Here is a 22801-nt window from a genome sequence, read left to right on the forward strand (position 1 = left end):
CATGACGGCCACAGACTCGCCCGTGCACCCACATTTCGTGATGTCGCGGGCCGCCGAGGCGCTGTACGCGTACGGCCGTGAGACCGCGTACGACGACATCGCGAGCGCCGCAGACGCCCTGCGTACCGGTCGGCACCACATGCTGGTCGGTGCGCTGCCGTTTGACACCTCCAAGCCCGCAGCGCTGACAGTCCCGGTGACGGTTGAGCGCGGGCGACCACAAGAGTTCTATGGCACCATGCCGAATATCCGTGTCACGCAACAAATACCGGAGCCCTTCGAGCATCTGCGGCGCGTCTCCGAGGCCGTCGAGGTGCTTCGCGACTCCGCCAGTGGACTGTCCAAGGTCGTCCTTGCGCGCGTGCTGGAAATGCAGGCCGATACGCCCCTAGATGCGTTGGTGCTGACGCATCGGCTGATCCGAAACGACCCCGACGCCAACAGTTTTTGCGTGGACCTCTCCCCCGCCGGCGACCGATTCCGCGGCCACGCCATGGTGGGTTGCAGTCCGGAGCTGTTGGTGGAGCGCCGCGGAGACATGGTGATCTGTCACCCGTTCGCCGGTTCCGCCCCTCGGTCCAGCGATCCATCACTGGATCGGCGCACGGGTGAAGACCTCGCGGGCTCGCACAAGAACCGCCACGAACACTCCGTGGTGATCGATCAGCTGCGTGAGGATCTCGCGTCGCTGTGCGTCGATGTCCAGGTTCCACCAGAGCCGACGCTCAGTCGTACCGCCGCGCTCTGGCATCTCAGCACTTCGATCAGCGCCCGGCTGCGCCAAAGTTCCACCACTGCACTTGATTTGGCAGTGGCACTGCACCCCACCCCGGCGGTGTGCGGCACCCCCACCGCGGCGGCCGCCAACCTGATTGCACGCATCGAGGGTGATCGCGGGTTCTATGCGGGCGCGGTCGGCTGGTGTGACAGCAGCGGGGACGGTCGCTGGGCCGTCTCGATCCGCTGCGCCGAACTGTCGGCCGACCGCACCGCAATCCGTGCTTACGCAGGCGGTGGCCTCGTCGCCGAATCGGACCCCCAGGACGAATTATCCGAGACAACGGTCAAATTCCGGACCGTGTTGGCAGGGCTAGGAGCCGAGATTGAGTAACACCCAGATTCGCCGCGCCACCGAAGCCGACGTTCCGGCCATCGTCGGCCTGATCGAGGATCTCGCGGAATACGAGAAGGCGCGCGATGAGTGCCATATCAGCCAGGAACAGCTCCACAAGGCGCTATTCGGTTCGACTCCTGCCCTTTTCGCCCATGTCGCGGAGGCAGACGGCGTGGTCTGTGGCACCGCCGTGTGGTTCCTGAACTTCTCCACCTGGACCGGTCAACATGGCATCTACCTTGAAGACCTGTACGTCAAGCCCGAGCAGCGCGGTTGCGGCCTCGGGAAGGCGCTGTTGTCGGCACTGGCCGCAGAATGCGTCGCCAATGGCTATACCCGGCTGGATTGGGCTGTACTGGACTGGAATACACCGTCTATCAACTTCTACGACTCGCTGGGGGCCAATCCGCAATCGGATTGGATCACCTACCGGCTGCAGGGCCCCGCATTGGCGGAGCTGGCCTCAGAACGCTGACGCTAGTCGGATTCGTCAGCGCCGACCTCGTCACCGGTGGCCCACATCTGCGCGGTAGGACTGAACAGCAGCACAAGTGCGACCACCGCGACGATCGCGATAGGTACACCCAGTGCGGGTTGGTGCGACCCCACGGCCGCGTACCACGCGACGGGCAGCAGCAGCAGCTGCATCATCACCGCGATCCCTCTGCCCCAACGTTTCCCTGTGGCGAGCGCCAGCCCCGCGGCAAGTACTGCGGTGCCGAATGTCGCGAACCAGGCGGCGGTGCCGTACCCGTTCACCAGATGCTGGTCGGCGCCGCCGGCCGCGCGCACCACAAGAACAACCGCGATCACCAATCCGACGGCGCCTTCACCGGCAACGATCATCCCGGCGCGGCGAACGGTGTTCGGAACGGCTGTGGTCACCCGACAAGCCTATGTGGACCCAGCACCACTGTGATGAGCAGCTTGCGCGAGGAACATCCGACTAGGCTCATGCCCCGTGCGTGCGGTCCTCATCGTGAATCCCAATGCCACCTCGACGACGGCGGCAGGGCGTGACCTGCTGGCTCACGCACTCGAAAGCCGTGTGCACCTGGAGGTTCTGCACACCGACCACCGCGGCCACGCCAGCGAGCTGGCCCGCCGCGCAGCCGACGACGGGGCGGCCGTCATCGTCGTACACGGCGGCGACGGCACGGTCAGCGAGGTGGTGAACGGGCTGCTCGGTCGGCCGGGACACCCGGCGCCCGGTCCGTTGCCCGCCATCGCGGTGGTTCCGGGCGGTTCGGCCAACGTGTTCGCCCGGACGCTGGGTATATCGGCCGACCCTGTCCAGGCCACCAATCAAGTCGTCGATCTGCTGGACGAACACCGTCGCGACCAGCGACGATGGCGCCGCATCGGCCTTGGGCACTGCGGCGAGCGCTGGTTCATCTTCAACGCGGGTATGGGCCTGGACGGCGAGGTGGTTGCCGCAATGGAGGCTCACCGCAACAAGGGCAAGCAGGTCACGGCCGGGCGCTATGTCACCCGCGCGGTACTGAGCTTCTTCCGTGCCGCCCGGCGCCAGCCGACCCTCACCGTCGAGCTGCCCGGCCAGGAGCCGCAGGCGGGTGTCCATTTCGCGTTTATCAGCAATTCCAACCCGTGGACGTACGCCAACGAGCGTGCCATCTGGACAAATCCCGGCACCGGTTTCGAGAGCGGTTTGGGCGTGTTCGCGTCGAAGAGCATGAATGTGACGGCGAATCTTCGTCTGGTCCGCCACATGGTGGGTGCGCCTCGCCCCGATCGTCCGGCAGCCAATCACCTGGTGCGTGAAGACGACGTCCCGTGGGTGCGGATACGCGCGTCAGCACCGATCGCCACCCAGGTCGACGGTGATTTCCTCGGGATGCGCAGCGACCTGACCTTCACCGCGGAGCGCGACGTTCTCGACGTGGTCGCGCCGGCAAAACCCTCCGACGCACCTTTCTGAGCCGCGCTCGAAGCGCAATAGTGTTGAGCGACAGTCCGTTCCGGGCACAGCCGATTCACAGGCGCAACGCGGTCCACGTCACACCTGTGCTGGATTTGATGTACTACTTCACGTAGTCGAGCCCCGATGGGCCGTGATGTTACTCACCAGTAGCACCAGGCCACCTGGGAAAATGAGGGAATCTCGCCAGATTCAAGGCGCAGATCGGCTTAGTGTAGTACAAACGAATGTGGAGTCCGCAGACACCACCCCCGAGTGAGATTGACCACGTGTTAACTCACGCTATTGACTTCTGCTGAGCTTGTGAAACGATCGGAAGCAACAGTGCAGAAACATTTGGTACGCACGCGTTAACAGCCGAAAAACATTGATCTCGTGCGCTTGTGGCGCGCGCGATGAAAAAGGAGTGCACAACTATGGATTGGCGCCATAAGGCGGTCTGTCGCGACGAGGATCCTGAACTGTTCTTCCCCGTAGGGAACAGCGGACCGGCCCTCGCCCAGATCGCTGACGCAAAGCTCGTCTGTAACCGCTGTCCGGTGACGACCGAGTGCCTTACCTGGGCGCTGGAGTCGGGCCAGGACGCAGGTGTGTGGGGTGGCCTCAGCGAAGATGAGCGCCGCGCCCTCAAGCGTCGCAACGCTCGCGCTCGCGCCCGCAGCGCCGTCTAACGTCGCAGCAATCAGAACCCGGCACAATTTGGTGCCGGGTTCTTTGCTGCTCTCAGCCGGATCGCGCGCCGCGCAGGGACTTTCAGGCCATCAAGCGAGCACGCCGGCCCAAAGGCACCCGAAGCACCGCGTTTGTTCCACCCTCCGGGTCGCTGCGCATATCCAGCGAACCGTCGATCTCCGCCGACACCAGCGTCCTGACGATCTGCAAACCCAGCCGATCTGATGTCTCCACGCTGAATCCGTCGGGTAGTCCCCGCCCGTCGTCGTGCACGACAACATCGAGCCAGCGCGCCGACCGCTCAGCCCTGATGATCACCTGGCCCTGCGCACCCTCTTCGAATGCGTGCTCAATGGCGTTCTGGACCAGCTCGGTGATCACCATGATCAACGGTGTCGCCCGGTCGGAGTCGAGCACTCCCAGCGCGCCCTCACGGGAGACACGCACCTTGGTGTCGACGGTCGCCACATCGGTCATGATCGGCATGATCCGGTCGATCACCTCGTCGAGGTTGACCTCCTCGTCCACCGACATGGACAACGCATCGTGGACCAACGCAATGGACGACACCCGCCGGACCGATTCGAAAAGCGCTTCGCGGGCTTCCTCGTTCTGGGTACGCCGAGCCTGCAGCCGCAGCAACGCGGCCACGGTCTGCAAGTTGTTCTTCACCCGGTGGTGGATCTCGCGGATGGTCGCGTCCTTGGACAGCAGCGCCCGATCGCGACGCTTGACCTCCGTCACATCACGGGTCAGCAGCAGCGCCCCCACCGATGAGCCGCGCACAATGAGCGGCAGCGTGCGAATGAGCACCGCGGCACCGCGTGCGTCGACCTCCATACGCATACTCGGGCCGCCGGCAAGCACGTCGCGGAGGTGCGCTGCCAGCTCCTGACCCTCGAACGGATCAGAGATCAGCGGCTTGGTGACCTCCATGAGGTCATGCCCCTGCAGATCGCTGGCCAAACCCATGCGGTGATACGCCGACAACGCGTTGGGGCTGGCATATCGGACCTCACCGGAGACATCGAGTCTGATGAATCCGTCGCCCACCCGGGGGCTGGAGCGCGACATCGCCTGATCGGCCACATTCGGGAACGTTCCCTCGGTGAGCATCACCAGCAGATCGCCCGCACACTCCAGATACGCGCGTTCCAGTACGCCCTTCTTGAGCCGGGAGGCCAACGCGGTCTGGTGGGTCAACACCGCCACCGTGCGGTCCCCACAGCGCACCGGGACCGCCTCCACGTTGAGCTCGGAGGCGTGCTCGGTCAGGTCCGAGTCACTCTCGCGCTCGATGGAACCGGAGGTGAATGCCGCTTCGACCAACGGAACGTCTGAGGTCTTGGCGACGGTGCCCACGGCATCGCTGTCGATGATGGTCGGCGCGGTATTGGGTCGGCACTGGGCGACGCAGACGAAGGCGTCGTCGTCGCGGTGCACCCACATCAGGTAATCGGCGAAGGAGAGGTCGGCCAGTAGCTGCCATTCGGCGACCACGGCGTGCAGGTGATCGACCGCTTCACCCGGCAGCATGGTGTGCTCGGCAAGCAGGTCACCGAGAGTGGACATGTGGTGGCGATCTAGTCGTCGATGACGGCGATCAAGTCGCCGGCCTGGATCACGTCGCCCACGGAAACGCTCACGTCACCGATAGTTCCCGCCACCTCGGCGAGCACCGGGATCTCCATCTTCATGGATTCCAGCAGGACAATGGTGTCGCCTTCAGCGATCGCGTCACCCTTCTTGACGAGTACTTCCAGCACGCTGGCCACGATCTCGGCGTGTACTTCCTCGGCCACCTGCGCGCCACCTCGCTCTCGTCAACATCCGATTACTGGTCCTCAGTATCGAACCACACGTACGGGATCCACGCGTTCAACCACCCTCACCGGCATGAGAGAATGGATACACACACCGGCGCGCGTTATGCGCAGCCGGCCTGTCAGCCGGGCTCACCCCCGGAACCCATTTGATCGGTAAGGAGATTCCCATGGCCAAGCGTGGTCGCAAGAAGCGCAGCCGCAAGCACAACGCCGCCAACCACGGCAAGCGTCCCAACAGCTAGCGCTAGGAGTTCTCAGCCCGCCGCTCGATGACGGTGGTCTGAGTGATCTTCAACTTAAGACGCTCACGTAGCCCGTCAGGTGCCTTTTCTCCACCGCACTTGCGGGCTACGAGTGTTTTGATCTGCTCTTCGATGCCGTAATGCTGCAGGCAGCCCGGGCACTCTTCGAGATGATGCCGCAGCCGTGCGCTGCTCTCCGCGCTGCATTCACCGTCGAGGAGGGTCCACACCTCCGCGATCACCTCGGCGCAACCCGATACCTCGCAGTTGCCACCCTTGTCGGCACTGTTCTTCAGCTCACCGTCGGTCATGCCCGGCCCTCCGCCAACTCATTGTTGCGCAGGAAGCCACGCTCCTTGGCCACTTCGGCCAGCAATTCGCGAAGCTGGCGACGGCCGCGGTGCAACCGCGACATAACCGTGCCAATCGGGGTGTCCATGATCTCGGCGATCTCCTTGTAGGGGAAGCCTTCGACGTCCGCGTAGTACACGGCCATCCGGAATTCTTCCGGCAGCTTATTCAACGCTTCTTTGATTTCGTCGTCAGGCAGCACGTCGAGCGCTTCGATCTCCGCCGACCGCAGCCCCGTCGAGGTGTGCTCAGCATTCGCGGCCAGCTGCCAGTCGGTGATCTCCTCAGTCGGATACTCCGCGGGCTGACGCTGCTTCTTGCGATAGATATTGATGTAGGTATTGGTCAGAATCCGGTACAGCCACGCCTTGAGGTTGGTGCCTTCCTTAAAGGTCCCGAACCCGGCGTACGCCTTGACCATCGTCTCCTGCACCAGGTCCTCCGCGTCCGCGGGATTTCTGGTCATCCGCAGCGCAGCACCGTAGAGCTGATCCAGCAGCGGTAACGCGTCACGCTCGAAGCGTGCGGCCCGCTCAGCCTCCGTCTCGACGTGAATCGCCTGATTAGAGGGATCTGCGGTGTCTGTCACGGCGGTCCTTTCGGTAGCGACACCGACCATACGGATCGGCACCGACATCGGACGTTCGAGGCACGCCATTGTCACCTGCAATACCCCTTCCGTGTTGAGGACCATAGTCCGCTCGTTGCGGACACACTGCTCAACACCGACTCGTGCCGGGGTATTTCCCAAAGTATCTCGACTGTCAACTCAAAATTCACTGGACCCGGCCTGATGCTCCTCGCGCCAGCGGCGCATTGCCGGGCACTACTGTCCAGATCGTGGGTTCCAAGGCCGTCAAAGCTGCCACTCCGGCCGTCGCCGCGTTGATCGCTGCCGGGGTCGACTATGAACTGTTGCCCTACGAACACCGTCCCGGAGAGAACGCGTTCGGCGACGAGGCGGTGCGCGCGCTGGCGGGCTCCGGATTGGTTCCCGAGCAGATCTTCAAGACACTGTTGATCTCGCTGGACCGCGGGGCGGATCTGGCGGTCGCGGTCATCCCGGTGCCCGCGACCCTCTCACTCAAGGCCGCGGCGGCGGCTCTCGGTCGTGGGAAGGCCACCATGGCCGACCCGGCGGCGGCCGAACGCAGCTCCGGCTACGTGGTCGGCGGGATCTCTCCGCTCGGACAACGAAAACCATTGCCCACCGTGATCGATTCGTCGGCCCTGACGTGGGGTCGCATCCTGTGCAGTGCCGGAAAACGCGGGCTGCAGATGGCACTGGCGCCCACCGACCTGGTCCGACTCACCTCTGCGGTCACGGCGTCCGTCACAGCAGGGTGATCTGCTCCCCCACTGCCTGGGCTCCGTCATCCGGTGCGAGCAGCTCCGGCCCATTGTTCGCGACACTGTTCACCAGCGATGACACCTGACGCGTGTCGATGCCGGCTACCTGGCCGGCGGGCTGCAGCAGGCGCTGATCCAGATCCTGGTCCGGGTCCAGCCACCGGTCCCACGATTCGGCACCCAACATCAACGGCATCCGGTCGTGAATCTCCAGCAGTGGGCCGACGGCATCGGTGGTAACGATCGTGCAGCTCAGCAGGGGTGCCGCTTCCTTACTGGGCTTCCACACCGACCACAATCCCGCCGCGAACAATCGCTTCCCGTCGCCCGCATTCATATAGAACGCCGTCTTGGCGCCATCCTGCTTGCGCCACTCGTACCAGCCGTCCATCGGGACGAGGCACCGCTTGGACTGCGCGGCGACACGGAAGGTTGCGGCCGTGGTGAGACTTTCCGCGCGTGCATTGATCAGCGGCGCGCCCTTGGCCTGCGGTCGGCCGTCTTCGCGCGCTTTGGCCCATGTCGGCACCAAACCCCAGCGCATGGCGCGGACGCGACGAGTGGGAACGTCGCCGGGTTCGCGATGTCGTGCCACCACGGTGAGTACCGGATCAGTCGGCGCAACGTTGTAGTTCGGGATGGTGGGAAGCTGCTGCGGCCCGGTCGACTGACTCACTGTGTCTATCTCGTCCACCGCATCGATCTCGACGGCGAGCAGCGCCGGGTCGATCGTCACCGCGTACCGTCCGCACATATCGCCATCGTGCCACCCGGGGCCGACACCGCAGGTATGCGTCCGGGACAATAGGGCGGTGACAAGCGGACTCTGGCAGGCACCAACGATCGACAGTTCCGTCAACGCGACCATCACCATGCCCGGCTCGAAATCTCAGACCAATCGAGCATTCGTCCTCGCCGCGCTGGCCGCACGTGAGGGCGGCACCTCCACGGTGGGCGGCGCATTGCGCAGCCGTGACACCGACCTCATGATCGGAGCGCTACGCGCGTTGGGGTGCGACATCACAGGTGACGGCACCGACCTGACCATCTCTCCCGGATCCGGCGACGGTGACACCTCGACGGTCGACTGCGGGCTTGCCGGAACGGTCCTTCGATTCCTGCCACCGGTGGCCGCACTTCGCCACGCCCCCAGCGTCTTCGACGGTGACGATCAGGCACGTGCCCGACCTATCGCTCCCCTGTTGGACGCACTGCGTGCGATCGGGGTCGGCATCGAGGGGCAGCACCTGCCCTTCACGGTGGCCGGCACCGGGCAGGTACGTGGCGGCGAGGTCGGCGTCGACGCCTCGGGATCGTCCCAATTCGTTTCCGGCCTTCTCCTTTCCGGTGCCGCATTCACCGAGGGCCTGACGGCCGTGAACACCGCGGACGTGCTGCCCTCGGGGCCGCATGTGGTCATGACGGTCACGATGTTGCGCGAGGCGGGCATCGCGGTGGACGACTCCACCCCCGGCCGCTGGCATATCGACCCGCAACCAATTCCCGCGCACCACTGGGTGATCGAGCCGGACTTGTCGAACGCGCTGGCTTTCATCGCGCCGGCGCTGGCCACCGGCGGCATCGTGCGCATCATCGACTGGCCGCGAAAGTCCACTCAGCCCGCGCGTCAGATCGAGGACGTGGTGCGCCGGTTCGCGCACAATGTCTCACTGACGGATTCGCATCTGGAGGTCACCGGCCAGACCGGTTATGGCGGTGTCGATCTGGACCTTGGCGAGGTCGGCGAGCTGACCCCAACGGTGGCAGCGCTGGCCGCTCTGGCCGAGCCCGGGAGCGTCTCCACACTGCGCGGCGTCTCCCATCTGCGAGGGCACGAAACCGACCGGCTCAAGGCGCTCGCCCACGAAATCAACACCCTCGGTGGGCAATGCGAGGAGACTGAGGACGGCCTTCGGATCGTCGCCACTGATCTGCACGGCGGGGTCTGGGGCTCATACGCGGATCACCGGATGGCCACGGCCGGAGCCCTTGTCGGCCTGAAAGTGCCGGGAGTGTCCGTCGACGACATCGCCACCACCAGTAAGACGCTGCCCGACTTCCCCGGAATGTGGGCCGACATGCTCGCCCAATCTGAAGCTCTTCGCGTAAGCGGCTCATCGGGACCGGGCGGTCGCACCTCTTGAGTCCGCGCGAGTACGACGAGTCCGACGCCCGCATCCGGCCGGGCCGACGCTCGCGGCCTCGCACCAAGAATCGTCCCGAGCATGCCGACGCGGTGCCCGCGATGGTCATCACCGTGGACCGCGGCCGCTGGGGCTGTGTGTTGCAGGATGGTTCAGCACCTGACCCCACCCGTCAAGTCACCGCGATGCGGGCACGAGAACTCGGCCGTACCCCGATTGTGGTGGGCGATACCGTAAGCCTGGTCGGTGATCTGTCCGGGCGCCCCGACGCACTGGCCCGCATCGTGCGGCTCGAGGAACGGCGAACGGTGTTGCGCCGCACCGCCGATGACACCGACCCCTTCGAGCGCATCTTCGTGGCCAACGCCGACCAATTGCTGATCGTGGTGGCGGTCGCCGATCCCCCACCGCGCACCGGCCTGGTGGAGCGCACGCTCATCGCCGCCTATGCCGGGGGCCTCATCCCAATCCTCGGACTCACCAAAACCGATCTCGCAGACCCTGATGCGTTCGCCGCGCAGTTCGCCGATCTCGATCTACAGGTCATCAACGTGGGACGCGATGCGCCGCTGGAACCCATCATGGACACACTGTCCGGCCGTCTCACCGCGCTACTCGGCCATTCCGGGGTGGGCAAGTCCACGTTGGTGAACCGCCTTGTCCCCGAGGCTCACCGAGCCACAGGTGAGGTGACCGGAGTCGGCAAGGGGCGCCACACCTCGACTCAATCGATAGCGCTCCCGCTGCATCCGTCGGGCTGGGTCATCGACACCCCGGGTATCAGGTCGTTCGGTTTGGCCCATATCCAGCCGTCCGATGTGGTGGGCGCGTTCAGCGACCTGTCCGGGGCAATCAACGACTGCCCGCGCGGCTGCCAGCACCTTGGCCCGCCAGCAGATCCCGAATGCATGCTCGACGAGTTGACGGGAGCCTCGGCGAAACGGGTAATAGCGGTTCGCCAGCTGCTTTCTGTGTTAACAACGTCCTAACTCTTGGTTGCGAGGCCCTTCTCAGATCGCGGGAACAGCACACGCCGATTAGCGTTGCCATCAGTGGCTGCAACGGAGACAGCCAATGAGGGTCAGGGGCTGACAGATGACGAGTTACTTCCGCAGAATCGCTAGCGTGGCAGCCATTTCCGCATGTGGTGTCGCTGCCTGGGCAACCATGTGGCTATCCGTCTCCGGTTTGGGATAGCCATACCGCAACCCAACGTAAAAGCCCCCGACGCACCTAAGCGTTCGGGGGCTTTTGCGTACTCTCGTCAGACCTTGACGCTGCGGCGGGTCTTTCTGCGTTCGCGCACGGCGGCAAAGGCAGACTTCAGCCCACGACGCTCACGTGGCTCCAGATCGTCAAACATCTTGACACTGCGGGTTTCCGGAGCGTTGTCGGCAGTGTATTTCAGGTACTTGTCCGGCAATGACAGCTTGGCGATGGTCCGCCAAGCCTTGGCGTATTGCACCAGGAACGGGCCGGAGGTGTACGGCAGGTCGTACTTGTCGCACAGTTCACGCACTCGCACCGCCACCGTGGACAACCGATTACTCGGCAGATCCGGGAACAGGTGGTGCTCGATCTGATGGCACAGGTTGCCGCTCATGAAGGCCATCCCCGGGCCGGCGTCAAAGTTGGCGCTGCCCAACATCTGTCGCAGATACCACTGACCCTGCGTCTCGTTCGCCAGGTCTTGCTTGGTGAACTTCTCGGCACCATCCGGGAAGTGTCCGCAGAAAATGACGGCGTTGGACCAGATGTTCCGGATCACATTGGCCAGCGCGTTGGCGGTGGCGGTCTTACGGAAACTGCCCGACGGTGAGAGCGCGCTGGCCGCGGGGTACAGGACATAATCCTTGGCCACCTGCTTGCCTATCTTGGCCAGCACCTCTTCACGTTTGGCCGCGAACTCTTCCTTGTCGGCGCGCCCCTGCGCCACCTTGCCCAGCTCCAAATGCTGTGCCCCAACACCCCATTCAAACAGGAGCATCAGCAACGTGTTGTACGCAAGGTTGCCAAGATTGAATGGCGTCCACTTCTTGTCACGGGTGATGCGCAGCAGGCCGTAGCCCACATCGTCGTCCATGCCAAGCACATTCGTGTACTTGTGGTGAATGTAGTTGTGGGTCTGCTTCCAGTGTGAGGACGGGTCTACCATGTCCCATTCCCAATTGGAGGAATGGATTTCGGGATCGTTCATCCAGTCCCACTGGCCGTGCATGACGTTGTGACCGATCTCCATGTTCTCGACGATCTTGGCCACGCCGAGAGTCACTGCTCCCGCCCACCAGGCTGACCGCTTCTTACTCGCCGCCAGCAGCACGCGCCCGCCCACTTCCAGGGTTCGCTGTGCCGCGATGGTGCGGCGAATATAGCGGCGGTCGGCAGCTCCGAGCGATTCCTCGACATCCCGACGGATCGCGTCCAGCTCATGTCCGAGGGCCTCAACATCAGCCTCGGTGAGGTGCGCGAATTCTTGGATATCCGCAATCGCCATCGGTGAGCTCCCTTCGCCGGTTCGTGCCTACGATAGCGTAACCTACGGCACCGTAGGTTACTAGGCCGTTAACCTCACACGTCGAGTACGCAATCCCCTGACGCTGCGGAAACACAGGTTTGGATCCGTGTTCCGGGCTCATGCTCGGTGCCGTTGCGCAGGTCGCGTGCGTGCCCTTCCAGCAGCGGCACCACACAGGTCTGGCAGATCCCCATCCGGCACCCGAAGGGCATCTGCACCCCGGCTTCCTCCCCCGCCTCCATCAGCGAGGTGGCAGCATCGGCCGCCCGCTGCTTGCCACTACGCGCGAAGGTGACCAGACCGCCCTGTCCATGCGGCGCGGCCCGCGACACCGCGAATCTCTCCAGGTGCAGCAGTTCGACGACACCGGCATCGGCCCACACCCGCTGCGCATCGTCGAGCATGCCTTCTGGGCCGCACGCCCACGTCTGGCGTTGCGCCCAGTCGGGCACCTCGGAGGCCAGCGAGGACAGATCCAAACGCCCCTGCGTTTTCGTCGTCCGGAGCCGGTAGTGGTACGACGGGTGCGCTTCGGACAGCTCCGCAAGCTCCCCGGCGAACATCACGTCACTCTCAGTGGGCGCCGAATGCAGGTGCACCACGTCGGGCAGCGGCAGGTCCGCGGCGGCCGAGCGCCGCACCAAGGTACGCAGCATCGACATCACCGGGGTGACGCCACTGCCCGCAGTGAGGAACAGGATCGCGGGTGGCGCGGGGTCGTCCAGCACGAAATTGCCCTGAGGGGCGGCAAGCCGCACGATGGTGCCCGGCTCCAGGCCGTTGACCAGGTGTGTAGAGAGGAACCCCTCGGGCATCGCCTTGACGGTGATGGTGATGGTGCGCCCCGAACCGCCGGCGTGCACGGGTGCCGATGTCAGCGAGTACGACCGCCAGCGCCAACGACCGTCGATGAGCACGCCGATGCCGACGTACTGACCGGGGTGATAGTCGAAGCGGAAGCCCCAGCCCGGCTTGATTTCCAGGGTCGCGGAGTCACTCGTTTCCTTGCGCACGCTGACCACGCGGCCCCGCAATTCACGCGCGGACCACAGCGGGTTGGCCAGGCTCAGATAGTCATCCGGCAGCAGTGGCGTGGTGATGCGAGAAGCCAAGCCACGCAAGACGTTTACCGCAGCATGGCGTGACTTGGGCCCACCCGGAGCCGATGCGTCGAGCCAGGAAGCCAGTTTCACAGCCGATGACCTTCCATTGACGAAGGGGATGCCCAGCGAGGCGTAACCTACGCTACCGTAGGTTACCGGTCGGGAACAGGCCAATCGGCCTGGTCATGCTGCCTACAGCAGGTCGAGCAGGAACGGCAGTTCTTGGGTCGCGTACCAGGCCAGATCATGGTCTTGCGCATCCCCGACCACCAGCTCGGCATCCTCGTCGCCCAGGTCCGCGGCGTCGATCACCTCGGCCGCACGCACCACGTCCGGTTCGGCCTGCGCCAGGTCGACGTGTGCGGCCACCACCGCAGATATCGGCACCGCGGCCGCCAACCGCACCACGGCATCGTCCAGATCCGGACGCAGCTTGGCCTCCTCGGCGGTCGCCACCAGCACCGCCCGTCGGGCCGGTAACTCGTCGTCGCCGTCGTGGTTGGCCAGCAGCCGCAGCGAGGCCAGCGCCGCCTCACGCATCGCCACCTCCGACAGCTCATCCTCGTCGCCCGCGGAATAGGCCTCGCGCAGCGCCGGCGTCACCGCGAAAGCGGTGCCGTTCACCGGCCACAACTCACCTTCGGCCACCAATTCGCGCAGCATCGCGAGTGTCACCGGGATATAGACCTGCATGGGCATTACTGCGCCGCCTCCAACAATTCGTCGAGCGCCTCGGTGATCAGCACCGGAAGCATGTCCGCGTCCGGCATCGCATCACGATCAGCGTTGATTCCGTAATACACGACGCCGTTGTACGAAGTCAGCCCAATCGACAACACCTGATTGCGCAACAGCGGGGGCACCGGGTAGATCTCCGCCAAGCGCGCGCCCCCGATGTACATCGGGGCCTGCGGCCCAGGCACATTCGTGACCAGCAGATTGAACAAACGGTTCGGCAGTGTGCTGGCGACGCGGGCGGCCAACGCATGCAAGGTCGGCGGGACGAATCCAGAGAGGGCCGCCATGTTCGGCACATCCACCAAACTGAATGCCGCTGAATGCGATTCGGTGGCGTGCGCTATCTGCGACAACCTCACCACGGTGTTGCCCTCACCGACCGGGAGGTCGACAAGGAACGGCGACACCTCCGTGGTGGCGGCGCCCTCGGCGAGAACATCCAGGTCGCCATCCCGGTACACCGACATCGGCACCATCGCCCGAATCATCGAGGTAGTGGTGACCGGCTCTCCCCTGCTCATCAACCAATTGCGCAGCGCCCCAGCGATTACCGCCAATACCACATCGTTGACATCGCAATCGTATTTGGCACGCACCCGCCGATAGTCGGCCAGCTTGGTGGTCACCACGCTGAATCGCCTACTGCGCGAAACGCGTTGGTTAAGTGGCCCGCGCGGGGCGGCGCCGCGGGCCGCGGTTCGCACCACCTTGGCCATGCGCTCCCCCAACTCGCCGATCTCGCCCGTCAGCGACGCGGCATCGGCGACCGCGCTGCGCACAGCCTCCAGCCGGGCGCCGGGGCGCGCCAACCATTCCGCGACCGCACCGGCAACCAGCTCACTGTTGCTCGGTTCATGCTCAGGAACCCAGATATCCTCACCAAAGTCCGGGGTGCGGGCTGTCCGGTCGAACATGACCTGTCCCAGTTCGAGCGCGGATTGGCCGTCCACCAGAGCCTGATGCGTCTTGGTATAAATGGCCAGCCGGTTCTTGGATAACCCCTCAACCAGGTACATCTCCCACAGCGGCCGCGACCGATCCAGCGGGCGAGATGTCAAGCGTGCCACCAGATCCTGCAGCTGACCGTCACTGCCCGGGGACGGCAACGCCGAGCGGCGAATGTGGTAGGTGATGTCGAAATCTACGTCGTCCAGCCAGACCGGCCGGGCCAGCCCGAACCCGATCTCCTTGACCCTCTGCCGATAGCGCGGAGCCTGCGGGAGCCTGCGCTCCACCAACGCAAGAAGCTCCTCGTATGTGAAGCCGCCCCGGGGCTTGCGGATGATCGCCAACGAGCCGACGTGCATCGGGGTTGAGCTGTCCTCGCTGGAGAAGAACGATGCGTCAAGCGCGGACAACCTGCTGACCACGATCCGCGCCGCCTTCCCCTAAGAACCTCGCCACTTGTACCCAGCGGCGCCGCCGTGCCGAACGTCCCGCCAACCGTACCCTGGCGCCCTGGACCCCGGCTGTGCGATCATGATCGCCAACGTTCTGCGCCTCTCCAGCAGAGCGAATGAGGGGGCTCATTCACTGGAGGGGAAATGTCTCATCGCTATGTCACCCGGGTTGCCGACTACGAACCGGAGCCGGTGCTGGCCAGCTTGCCACCGGCCTGTCAGTCACCACGTCCGGCGAGGTTGCGCCAATCGCGGGCCCGGCCAGCAGGTATCAAGCGCCAGGCACATCTGCGCGAACAGTCCCCGCCGCCTGAGGCGGTTGCGTTCGCGGATGCCGCGATGCGCCGGGTCCTGGAAGTGATGGACCGGCGCCGACCGATAGTCCAGCTGCGCCCGCTGCTGGCCGACGGGCCACTGAGTGCGGTCATGGCACGTTCCTCGCGCACCCCCACCACCACTGCAGCCCGGCTCTGCAAGATTCGGGTGCGCCGTTGCGCGGACGACACCGCCGAAATCTTCGGAACCTTCGAGCGCGGCGGACGCGTCAGGGCATTCGCCGGACGTATCCGATCCGTGCGGGGAAACTGGCTCGTGGTCGCGTTGCAGCTCGGCTGACGCAGACCGCCGCTAGCGCTTGCGGCGTGACCGCGGCGGCTTGGAGGTGCGGCCCGCATTGCGTGCCGCTTCCCGACGCTCACGACGCGTGCCACCGCCCGAGGCCGAGTCAGCGCCGCCGGCTTCATGCCGGGATTGCGCTGAACCGTCTTCCGCCGGCCCCGAGTACGTCAGCTCCGGCGTGGACTCCTCGAGCCCCTTCGCCCGCAGCTCACCCTGCGCGGCTTGCGCGGCGGCGGAAGCAAACTCGGCCAACCCTTCGGGCGCGGCCTGGGGGGCAACGGTTCCGGCCGCGTCTTCCGCGGGCGACGTTACCTCGACGTTGATATTGAACAGGAAGCCGACCGACTCCTCCTTGAGGCCGTCGAGCATGGCGGTGAACATGTCGTAGCCCTCGCGCTGGTACTCCACCAGCGGATCGCGCTGCGCCATCGCCCGCAGGCCGATGCCCTCCTTGAGGTAGTCCATCTCGTAGAGGTGCTCGCGCCACTTGCGGTCGATCACGCTGAGCAGGATGTTGCGCTCCAGCTGGCGCATCGAGCCCTCGCCTGCCAGCCCGTCGATCTCGGCTTCCCTTGCCGTGTAAGCCTTCTTGGCGTCGTCGAGCAGGGCCAACTTGAGGTCGGCGGGGCTCAGCTCATCGGCCTCACCATAGGTGTCGGATGCGATGAGTTCCTCGGGATTCAGGCTCACGGGGTACAGCGTCTTGAGCGCGGTCCACAACGCTTCGAAGTCCCAGTCCTCGTGGTAGCCGTCGGCAGTGGCACCGTCGACGTAGGCGGCGATGGTGTCGGTGATCATCTCTTCGATCTGCGGCTGCAGATCCTCGCCGTCGAGGATGCGACGACGCTCGGCGTAGATGACCTTGCGCTGCAGGTTCATCACCTCGTCGTACTTGAGGACGTTCTTGCGGACCTCGAAGTTCTGCTGCTCCACCTGGGTCTGCGCGCTCTTGATGGCGCTGGTGACCATCTTGGCCTCGATCGGCACGTCGTCGGGGACGTTCATGCGCGTCAAAATCGTTTCCAGCGCAGCGCCATTGAAGCGTCGCATCAACTCGTCGCCCAGCGACAGGTAGAAGCGAGACTCACCCGGGTCGCCCTGACGTCCGGAACGACCGCGCAGCTGGTTGTCGATACGACGCGACTCGTGCCGTTCGGTGCCCAGCACGTACAGGCCTCCGGCCTCCTGGACCTCCTTGGCCTCGGTCTCGGCGGCATCCTTGAACTTCTGCAGCGTCGCGTCCCAGGCGTCTTGGTACTCGTCCGGGGTCTCCACCGGGTCCAGGCCCTGTTCGCGAAGATGCGTGTCCGCCAAGAAGTCCGGGTTACCGCCCAGCACGATGTCGGTACCGCGGCCGGCCATGTTGGTGGCCACCGTGATGGCCCCCCGGCGCCCGGCCTCGGCGATGATGCGGGCTTCCTGCTCGTGATACTTGGCGTTGAGCACATTGTGCGGAACGCGGCGCTTGGTGAACTGCCGCGAAAGGTACTCGGAGCGCTCAACACTCGTGGTACCGATCAGGACGGGCTGGCCGGCCTCGTACCGCTCCACCACATCGTCGACGACCGCGATGTACTTGGCTTCCTCGGTCTTGTAGATGAGATCGGATTGGTCCTTGCGCACCATCGGCCGGTTGGTGGGGATCGACACGACACCGAGCTTGTAGATCTCGTGCAGCTCGGCCGCCTCGGTCTGGGCGGTACCGGTCATACCGGCGAGCTTGTCGTAGAGACGGAAGTAGTTCTGCAGGGTGATGGTGGCCAGCGTCTGGTTCTCGGCCTTGATCTCCACGCGCTCCTTGGCCTCGATGGCCTGGTGCATACCCTCGTTGTAGCGCCGGCCCAGCAGCACGCGACCGGTGAACTCATCGACGATCAGCACCTCGCCGTCGCGGACGATGTAGTCCTTATCCCGGTTGAACAGCTCCTTGGCCTTGATGGCGTTGTTGAGGTAGCTCACCAGCGGCGAGTTGGCCGCCTCATACAGGTTGTCGATACCGAGTTGGTCCTCGACGAACTCCACCCCGACCTCGTGGATACCGATGGTGCGCTTGCGGATGTCCACCTCGTAATGGGTGTCCTTCTCCATCAGCGGGACAATCCGTGCGAACTCGGGGTACCAGTTCGATGCCCCGTCCGCCGGGCCGGAGATGATGAGCGGGGTACGGGCCTCGTCGATGAGGATCGAGTCGACCTCGTCGACGATGGCGTAGGCATGTCCGCGCTGCACCAGCTCGTCGAGCGAGTGGGTCATGTTGTCGCGCAGGTAGTCGAAGCCGAACTCGTTGTTGGTGCCGTAGGTGATGTCGGCGTTGTAGGCCGCGCGCCGCTCCTGCGGGTTCATCTGCGACAAGATCACGTCGACTTCCAGGCCGAGGAAGCGGTGCACGCGGCCCATCCACTCCGAGTCACGCTTGGCCAGGTAGTCGTTGACGGTCACGACATGCGTGCCCTTCCCGGCCAGCGCATTGAGGTATGCCGGCAGCACACAGGTAAGGGTCTTGCCCTCACCGGTCTTCATCTCGGCGACATTCCCGGCATGCAGCGCGGCGCCACCCATCACCTGGACATCGAAGTGGCGCTGGCTCAGCACCCGCCAGGAGGCCTCGCGCGCGACGGCGAAGGCCTCGGGCATCAGGTCATCGAGGGTCTCGCCCTTCTCCAGGCGTGCCTTGAACTCGCCGGTCTTGCCCCGCAGCTCGGCATCGGAGAGCTTCTCGACGTCATCGGACAGGGTATTGACGTAATCGGCCACGCCCTTGAGACGCTTGACCATGCGACCTTCACCAAGGCGCAGCAACTTCGACAGCACGTCAATATCCCCTGTACTCGTTAGGACTTGTCAGACTTCAGCGAGTCCCATCGTAGGCGTCGCCCGCACCAGCTTCCCCGAGCAGTCACTCTTGGGCGGCGGTCGTGCCATCCGCCAGCGCCGCCAGGCGCCGCTCGCGGGCGATGAGGAACAACGGAAACGCGACGCTGATGGCGACAAGGAAGCAGAGCGCGACGTACACCCAGATGTGCGGGATACCCAACCGTCGGGTCTCGACAACCATGAGGACGAGGGCGGCGATCGTGAGCAGCATCAGGTCATTCGTGAGTGAGCCGGCGACGTGATTTGCATACGCACTGGTCACGACATCAACCAGCTTCCCGCCGGACGAGATGTACGCGATGTTGTGCCACCAGGTGGCAACCAAGGCGATCAGTGCGATCGCGCCGTATAAAGCACAGAGGTTTCGCCGGGCGGTACTCACGGAGGAAGTATGCGACGTGAAAGGGCCCCCGCACCAGACCTGAGTGCGGGGGCCCTTTGCGCGGCTGACCGCGCGCCCTACTACTCCCCGAGGCGTATCAGGCCGTAGTCGTACGCGTGTCTCCGATACACCACGGACGGGCAACCGGAGGATTCGTCATGGAACAGGAAAAAGTCGTGACCAACCAGTTCCATCTCGTAGAGCGCGTCGTCAACCGTCATCGGTTTGGCGGGGTGTTCCTTGGTCCGCACGATCTGACCCGGGCCGTGTCCGTCATCGATCTCGGCACCGTTGTGACTGTGTGCACCATTCACCGCGGCGGGAGGCGTGAAAGCATCAGCGGGCAGAACCTTGGTGGCCTCGGCGAGCGATACCGGCGTCTTATCTCCGTAGTGAACCTTGCGGCGGTCACGGCCTCGGCGCAATCGGCTCTCCAGCTTGGCAACGGCCGCTTCGAGCGCACTGTGGAACGTGTCGGCACACGCCTCGCCCCGGACGACCGGTCCCCGGCCCCGCGCGGTGATCTCCACGCGCTGACAGACCTTCTTCTGGCGACGGTTCTTTTCGTGTTCGAGTTCTACATCAAAGAGGTAAACGGTTTTGTCGTACCGTTCCAGACGGGACAGTTTGTCGTTCACAAAAATTCGGAAATGATCGGGGATATCTACGTTTCGACCCTTGACCACGATATCGGCTTGGGCCGTCCGCTCCCCGTCCTCGATAGCAACGGATGCCTTTGATGTGCTTGACAACTCATACCTCCGGTACTGAGAGTGCGCCTGCGCTCAACCCATCCGCTAGGGACTAAAGACGTTGGCGACGCGCATGTTTGATGTTTGAAGTACGCCGGAGTCGCCTGAAACTCTGAGACGGCAGCCCGCCGGCGCTGGTGTTGGTAACCACCTCCTCCGCCGAATGGGACGCAGGCGTTCCGTGTTGGCGAGCGGTTCAACCGCCCACACGCGGAACGTTCATAGCTTGTTGGCCCCGACGGTAGTCCGTGTTCACTCGCCTTGCCACCAATTCGGGAGAGTCGTTTCGAGATCGTCATACGATCTTTAGGCGTACGTCAGCGTGAGCACGGCAGCGACCCGAAATCCTGCGAATTTCAACACTCTCACCGATTCGGCAACGGTGGCCCCGGTGGTCACGACATCGTCGACCAGCACCAATTCGGTGCCCGGCCGCGGGACCCGGCGCAGTGCGACACGTCCGGCCACGTTGTGCTGCCGGGCGGAAATGGACAGTCCGACGGAATCTCGCGCACCCATCTTCATCCGCAGCAGTGACGCGACGTGCACGCCCGGAATCCGGGTGGCGGCCATCGCTACGGCCGTCACCGGGTCTCCGCCGCGTCCGCGCGCCGCAATCCACCGAGTGGGCGCCGGAACCAAAGTCACCGGCCGCTCGACAAGGTGCCAGCGCAGCAGCTGATCCACTCCCCGTGCCAGCGCCGCCCCCAGCGGAGCCGTGAGGTCGCGGCGACCGCGGTCCTTCATTGTCACGATGGCCTGTCGCCGAGCACCCGCGTACCGCCCGAGGGACAGGACGGGTACACCCGGATCGACCCGCGTCGTCACCACCACGGGCTCCGCGGTGAACGCACACGCGCAGGCGTCACACCAGCGGGTGGACGGGGCCCCGCAACCGCCACAGGCCAGCGGCAGCATCAGATCGAGCATGCGATAACTGTGCGCGCAGGGTCCGACATCTCACCTTCACGCAATTTCCACGTTCCGCACCTGCGCCGTGGTGGTATCAACTCCTCATGTCGACAGACCCCGCCGATACCGAAAGCATCCCGTCACGAGCCTTGGGATTGATGACGGGACCGCTGGCACTTCTCGTCATTGGTTTCAGTTTCTTACCGTGGTGGGGCATCTCCGCGGATATCGGAACTTCGGGACCGGTCACCGTCACCGGCATCGGCCGGATGACCGGCGATCCCTCGTTTGCATCACTGTCCAGCGAGGCCGGACAACCAGGGGTCGCGACCGCCGTCGCGGGCATTCTCATCCTGGCAATCGCAGTCATGTGGACTCGCGGCCGTTTCGGTTGCGTGCGTTCACGTCTGGTGGCGTGCGCGCTGGCCACCTCGGCTGCCGCACTGGCCGGTCTCGTGCCGGTGTGGCAGGCGTACGTGGCGGAGAACGTTCTGGATGCCATCGGTCTGGCGTCACTGCTCAGGCTCCGGAGCCACTACGGGGATGTTCTCTTCACGTCGTACGGCGCCGTGGTTACCGGCATCGCCGCAGTGGTGATCGCGACGCTCACCGCGGTAAGCGCGGCACGCGCGCACGCGACTTGGCGCGTGCCGATCGCCGTTGCCTTTGGCCTCGCCGTCGGCACGGACCTCGCATTCGCCATCCATGCGGGCATCCCGCTGCGCCCGAGCTAGTAACTGCGAGGCAGTGCCGCGACGAGCCTCTCGATCTGACTGCGATCCAGCACCTCGATCGTCCCATCGGGCAGGCCGAGAATCCGGTCGGTGGCAACGCCATAGAGCCGCTGACGCTGAACCGCGGCGTCGATCGCCTCGGCGCGCGCACGCGCATCGGGCGCAGCGACGATCCGTTGCACGGTGGCACCCATAGCGGCGGCGAAGCCCTGGATCATGTCACCGACGCCTTCCGGATCGAATGTCTCGAATACTCCCTCGGTAACCCCTCGCGCGATCACCTCGGTGAGCACCGGCCGAAACTTGTCCTCCCAGATCCCCGAGATCCTCCGCAGCAGCGACTGATTCTCCGGCCGCAACATCGACACCATCGCCGCGATGCTCTCCGGTGCGCCGAGAGCCATCTTGACCTCGTAGCCGGCGCGCAGGCCTGAGTTCAGCCGCTCCAGCGCACCCATTCCCCGATCGGTGAACACCGGGCTCAACGCCTCGAAGGCCTGGTCCGCACTGCGCTCCGCCAGCGCCGACACCAAGGCCTCCTTGGAGGAAAAGTAGTGGTAGAAGGCACCTTTCGAAATCCCGGAGGTGGCGATGAGATCGTTGAGACTCACCTTCTCGTAGCCGCGCTCCAGAAACAGGGACATCGCCAGCTCGAGCAATTCGATCCGGCGCACCTCCGGATGTTTCACCACACGCGGCATGGGTCAGGGCTTCCTCATCCAGCCCACGTACGTCAGGTACAGACCGATGATCGCCAGGACCACGAAGAAGGCACGGACCGGGCCGACCGCGGGCACCGAGGCGTCAACGCCCCTGTGCATCAGCTGAGGAAATGCCAACAGCACAAATCCGCGCAGTGCCAGAAACCAGCCGAACAGCGAGATGATCACCGGCGCGAGGCCTCTCCAGAACTGGTGGAAGGCGATGATCATCAGTCCACAGAAGAGCAGCAGGGCGCCGAAGAGCCACGCCCACATGGGGTCTTTGAAGAAGCTGTCGCTGAGGAAGCCGGGCCCGCCCACGCGAATCGCGATGACGGTGGTGACGGTGGCGACGAATGGGCCGATCACCCGCGCAAATGCGCGCGTGCGCTGGGCGGGATCCCCCGTGGTGAACGCGATAGTCATGTCGTGAA

Annotated in this window: 26 protein-coding genes; 10 read left to right on the top strand and 16 right to left on the bottom strand. The window is 64.6% G+C overall.

What is annotated here, in order from left to right; genetic code table 11:
* Position 1: 1 nt before the first annotated feature.
* The gene (locus tag DSM43276_RS16810; protein ID WP_078330889.1) at positions 2–1111 is read left to right on the top strand and encodes an isochorismate synthase; all 1110 of its coding nucleotides are present in this window, start codon (positions 2–4) and stop codon (positions 1109–1111) included.
* Positions 1104–1589: a GNAT family N-acetyltransferase gene (locus tag DSM43276_RS16815; RefSeq protein WP_078330888.1), complete on the top strand. Its 486-nt coding sequence runs from the start codon at positions 1104–1106 to the stop codon at positions 1587–1589. The genes DSM43276_RS16810 and DSM43276_RS16815 overlap by 8 nt, the downstream gene beginning before the upstream one ends.
* Before the next feature lie 2 nt (positions 1590–1591).
* On the opposite strand, the gene DSM43276_RS16820 is transcribed toward DSM43276_RS16815, so the two are convergent.
* On the bottom strand, positions 1592–1999 hold the full coding sequence (locus tag DSM43276_RS16820; protein WP_078323770.1) for a hypothetical protein: 408 nt from the start codon (positions 1997–1999) through the stop codon (positions 1592–1594).
* A 76-nt stretch (positions 2000–2075) separates the two neighbouring features.
* Here DSM43276_RS16820 and DSM43276_RS16825 point away from each other — a divergent pair, with 76 nt between their 5' ends.
* Positions 2076–3053, top strand: a complete 978-nt coding sequence (locus DSM43276_RS16825; RefSeq protein ID WP_078330887.1) for a diacylglycerol/lipid kinase family protein — start codon at positions 2076–2078, stop codon at positions 3051–3053.
* Positions 3054–3469: 416 nt separating this feature from the next.
* Positions 3470–3724 (top strand): WhiB family transcriptional regulator, encoded by a 255-nt coding sequence (locus DSM43276_RS16830; protein ID WP_005056343.1) that lies wholly within the window; start codon positions 3470–3472, stop codon positions 3722–3724.
* Between the two features lie 82 nt (positions 3725–3806).
* Here the strand turns inward: DSM43276_RS16830 and DSM43276_RS16835 are convergent, their stop codons facing one another.
* Both DSM43276_RS16835 and DSM43276_RS16840 read right to left on the bottom strand, forming a co-directional pair.
* Positions 3807–5297: a sensor histidine kinase gene (locus DSM43276_RS16835; protein WP_078323768.1), complete on the bottom strand. Its 1491-nt coding sequence runs from the start codon at positions 5295–5297 to the stop codon at positions 3807–3809.
* Positions 5298–5308: 11 nt separating this feature from the next.
* On the bottom strand, positions 5309–5527 hold the full coding sequence (locus DSM43276_RS16840; RefSeq protein ID WP_005056341.1) for a biotin/lipoyl-binding carrier protein: 219 nt from the start codon (positions 5525–5527) through the stop codon (positions 5309–5311).
* 191 nt (positions 5528–5718) lie between these two features.
* Here DSM43276_RS16840 and DSM43276_RS24105 point away from each other — a divergent pair, with 191 nt between their 5' ends.
* Complete coding sequence (locus tag DSM43276_RS24105; protein ID WP_085988129.1) at positions 5719–5793, top strand: 50S ribosomal protein bL37; 75 nt, start codon at positions 5719–5721, stop codon at positions 5791–5793.
* Between the two features lie 2 nt (positions 5794–5795).
* Here the strand turns inward: DSM43276_RS24105 and rsrA are convergent, their stop codons facing one another.
* Together rsrA and DSM43276_RS16860 are read right to left on the bottom strand one after the other, a co-directional pair.
* Positions 5796–6104, bottom strand: a complete 309-nt coding sequence (rsrA, locus tag DSM43276_RS16855) for a mycothiol system anti-sigma-R factor (RefSeq protein ID WP_078330885.1) — start codon at positions 6102–6104, stop codon at positions 5796–5798.
* Positions 6101–6802: a sigma-70 family RNA polymerase sigma factor gene (locus tag DSM43276_RS16860; RefSeq protein WP_078324113.1), complete on the bottom strand. Its 702-nt coding sequence runs from the start codon at positions 6800–6802 to the stop codon at positions 6101–6103. Before DSM43276_RS16860 ends, rsrA begins: the two co-directional genes overlap by 4 nt.
* Positions 6803–6984: 182 nt before the next feature.
* Between DSM43276_RS16860 and DSM43276_RS16865 the strand changes: the two genes are divergently transcribed.
* Entirely contained in the window at positions 6985–7491 is a 507-nt protein-coding gene (locus DSM43276_RS16865; RefSeq protein ID WP_078323765.1) for an aminoacyl-tRNA deacylase, read from the top strand.
* On the opposite strand, the gene DSM43276_RS16870 is transcribed toward DSM43276_RS16865, so the two are convergent.
* Complete coding sequence (locus DSM43276_RS16870) at positions 7478–8248, bottom strand: SOS response-associated peptidase (protein WP_078330944.1); 771 nt, start codon at positions 8246–8248, stop codon at positions 7478–7480. The two genes, DSM43276_RS16865 and DSM43276_RS16870, sit on opposite strands and share 14 nt — an antisense overlap.
* Positions 8249–8306: 58 nt before the next feature.
* Here DSM43276_RS16870 and aroA point away from each other — a divergent pair, with 58 nt between their 5' ends.
* Entirely contained in the window at positions 8307–9638 is a 1332-nt protein-coding gene (gene aroA / locus DSM43276_RS16875) for a 3-phosphoshikimate 1-carboxyvinyltransferase (RefSeq protein ID WP_078330884.1), read from the top strand.
* Positions 9635–10627 carry a ribosome small subunit-dependent GTPase A gene (gene rsgA, locus DSM43276_RS16880; protein ID WP_078330883.1) on the top strand — a complete coding sequence of 331 codons (993 nt, stop codon included), beginning with the start codon at positions 9635–9637 and terminating at the stop codon, positions 10625–10627. The genes aroA and rsgA overlap by 4 nt, the downstream gene beginning before the upstream one ends.
* 275 nt (positions 10628–10902) lie before the next feature.
* Here the strand turns inward: rsgA and DSM43276_RS16885 are convergent, their stop codons facing one another.
* The 4 genes from DSM43276_RS16885 to DSM43276_RS16900 all read right to left on the bottom strand — a co-directional run bounded on the left by DSM43276_RS16885 (position 10903) and on the right by DSM43276_RS16900 (position 15364).
* Positions 10903–12132 carry a fatty acid desaturase family protein gene (locus tag DSM43276_RS16885; protein ID WP_078330882.1) on the bottom strand — a complete coding sequence of 410 codons (1230 nt, stop codon included), beginning with the start codon at positions 12130–12132 and terminating at the stop codon, positions 10903–10905.
* 74 nt (positions 12133–12206) lie between these two features.
* A complete protein-coding gene (locus DSM43276_RS16890; protein WP_078330881.1) occupies positions 12207–13346 on the bottom strand; it encodes a ferredoxin reductase in 1140 nt (379 codons plus the stop codon).
* A 102-nt stretch (positions 13347–13448) separates the two neighbouring features.
* Positions 13449–13949 (bottom strand): DUF6912 family protein, encoded by a 501-nt coding sequence (locus tag DSM43276_RS16895; protein WP_078324111.1) that lies wholly within the window; start codon positions 13947–13949, stop codon positions 13449–13451.
* Between the two features lie 5 nt (positions 13950–13954).
* Entirely contained in the window at positions 13955–15364 is a 1410-nt protein-coding gene (locus DSM43276_RS16900; RefSeq protein ID WP_078330880.1) for a WS/DGAT/MGAT family O-acyltransferase, read from the bottom strand.
* A 174-nt stretch (positions 15365–15538) separates the two neighbouring features.
* On the opposite strand from DSM43276_RS16900, the gene DSM43276_RS16905 reads away from it, so the two are divergent.
* Complete coding sequence (locus tag DSM43276_RS16905) at positions 15539–16009, top strand: Rv3235 family protein (protein ID WP_078330879.1); 471 nt, start codon at positions 15539–15541, stop codon at positions 16007–16009.
* A gap of 12 nt (positions 16010–16021) precedes the next feature.
* Here the strand turns inward: DSM43276_RS16905 and secA are convergent, their stop codons facing one another.
* From secA to DSM43276_RS16925, 4 genes are all read right to left on the bottom strand, one after another.
* On the bottom strand, positions 16022–18823 hold the full coding sequence (gene secA / locus DSM43276_RS16910) for a preprotein translocase subunit SecA (RefSeq protein ID WP_078330878.1): 2802 nt from the start codon (positions 18821–18823) through the stop codon (positions 16022–16024).
* 85 nt (positions 18824–18908) lie between these two features.
* Positions 18909–19268 carry a DUF2834 domain-containing protein gene (locus DSM43276_RS16915; protein WP_078330877.1) on the bottom strand — a complete coding sequence of 120 codons (360 nt, stop codon included), beginning with the start codon at positions 19266–19268 and terminating at the stop codon, positions 18909–18911.
* 80 nt (positions 19269–19348) lie between these two features.
* Complete coding sequence (gene hpf, locus DSM43276_RS16920; RefSeq protein ID WP_078330876.1) at positions 19349–20020, bottom strand: ribosome hibernation-promoting factor, HPF/YfiA family; 672 nt, start codon at positions 20018–20020, stop codon at positions 19349–19351.
* Positions 20021–20326: 306 nt separating this feature from the next.
* A complete protein-coding gene (locus DSM43276_RS16925; protein ID WP_078330875.1) occupies positions 20327–20950 on the bottom strand; it encodes a ComF family protein in 624 nt (207 codons plus the stop codon).
* An 86-nt stretch (positions 20951–21036) separates the two neighbouring features.
* On the opposite strand from DSM43276_RS16925, the gene DSM43276_RS16930 reads away from it, so the two are divergent.
* Positions 21037–21666: a hypothetical protein gene (locus tag DSM43276_RS16930; protein WP_136629115.1), complete on the top strand. Its 630-nt coding sequence runs from the start codon at positions 21037–21039 to the stop codon at positions 21664–21666.
* On the opposite strand, the gene DSM43276_RS16935 is transcribed toward DSM43276_RS16930, so the two are convergent.
* Positions 21663–22367 carry a TetR/AcrR family transcriptional regulator gene (locus DSM43276_RS16935; RefSeq protein ID WP_078330873.1) on the bottom strand — a complete coding sequence of 235 codons (705 nt, stop codon included), beginning with the start codon at positions 22365–22367 and terminating at the stop codon, positions 21663–21665. The genes DSM43276_RS16930 and DSM43276_RS16935 overlap by 4 nt on opposite strands.
* A 3-nt stretch (positions 22368–22370) precedes the next feature.
* Positions 22371–22793, bottom strand: a complete 423-nt coding sequence (locus DSM43276_RS16940) for a hypothetical protein (RefSeq protein WP_078330872.1) — start codon at positions 22791–22793, stop codon at positions 22371–22373.
* Between the last annotated feature and the right edge of the window lie 8 nt (positions 22794–22801).

The sequence above is a fragment of the Mycobacteroides salmoniphilum genome, assembly GCF_004924335.1.
Lineage (GTDB): Bacteria > Actinomycetota > Actinomycetes > Mycobacteriales > Mycobacteriaceae > Mycobacterium > Mycobacterium salmoniphilum.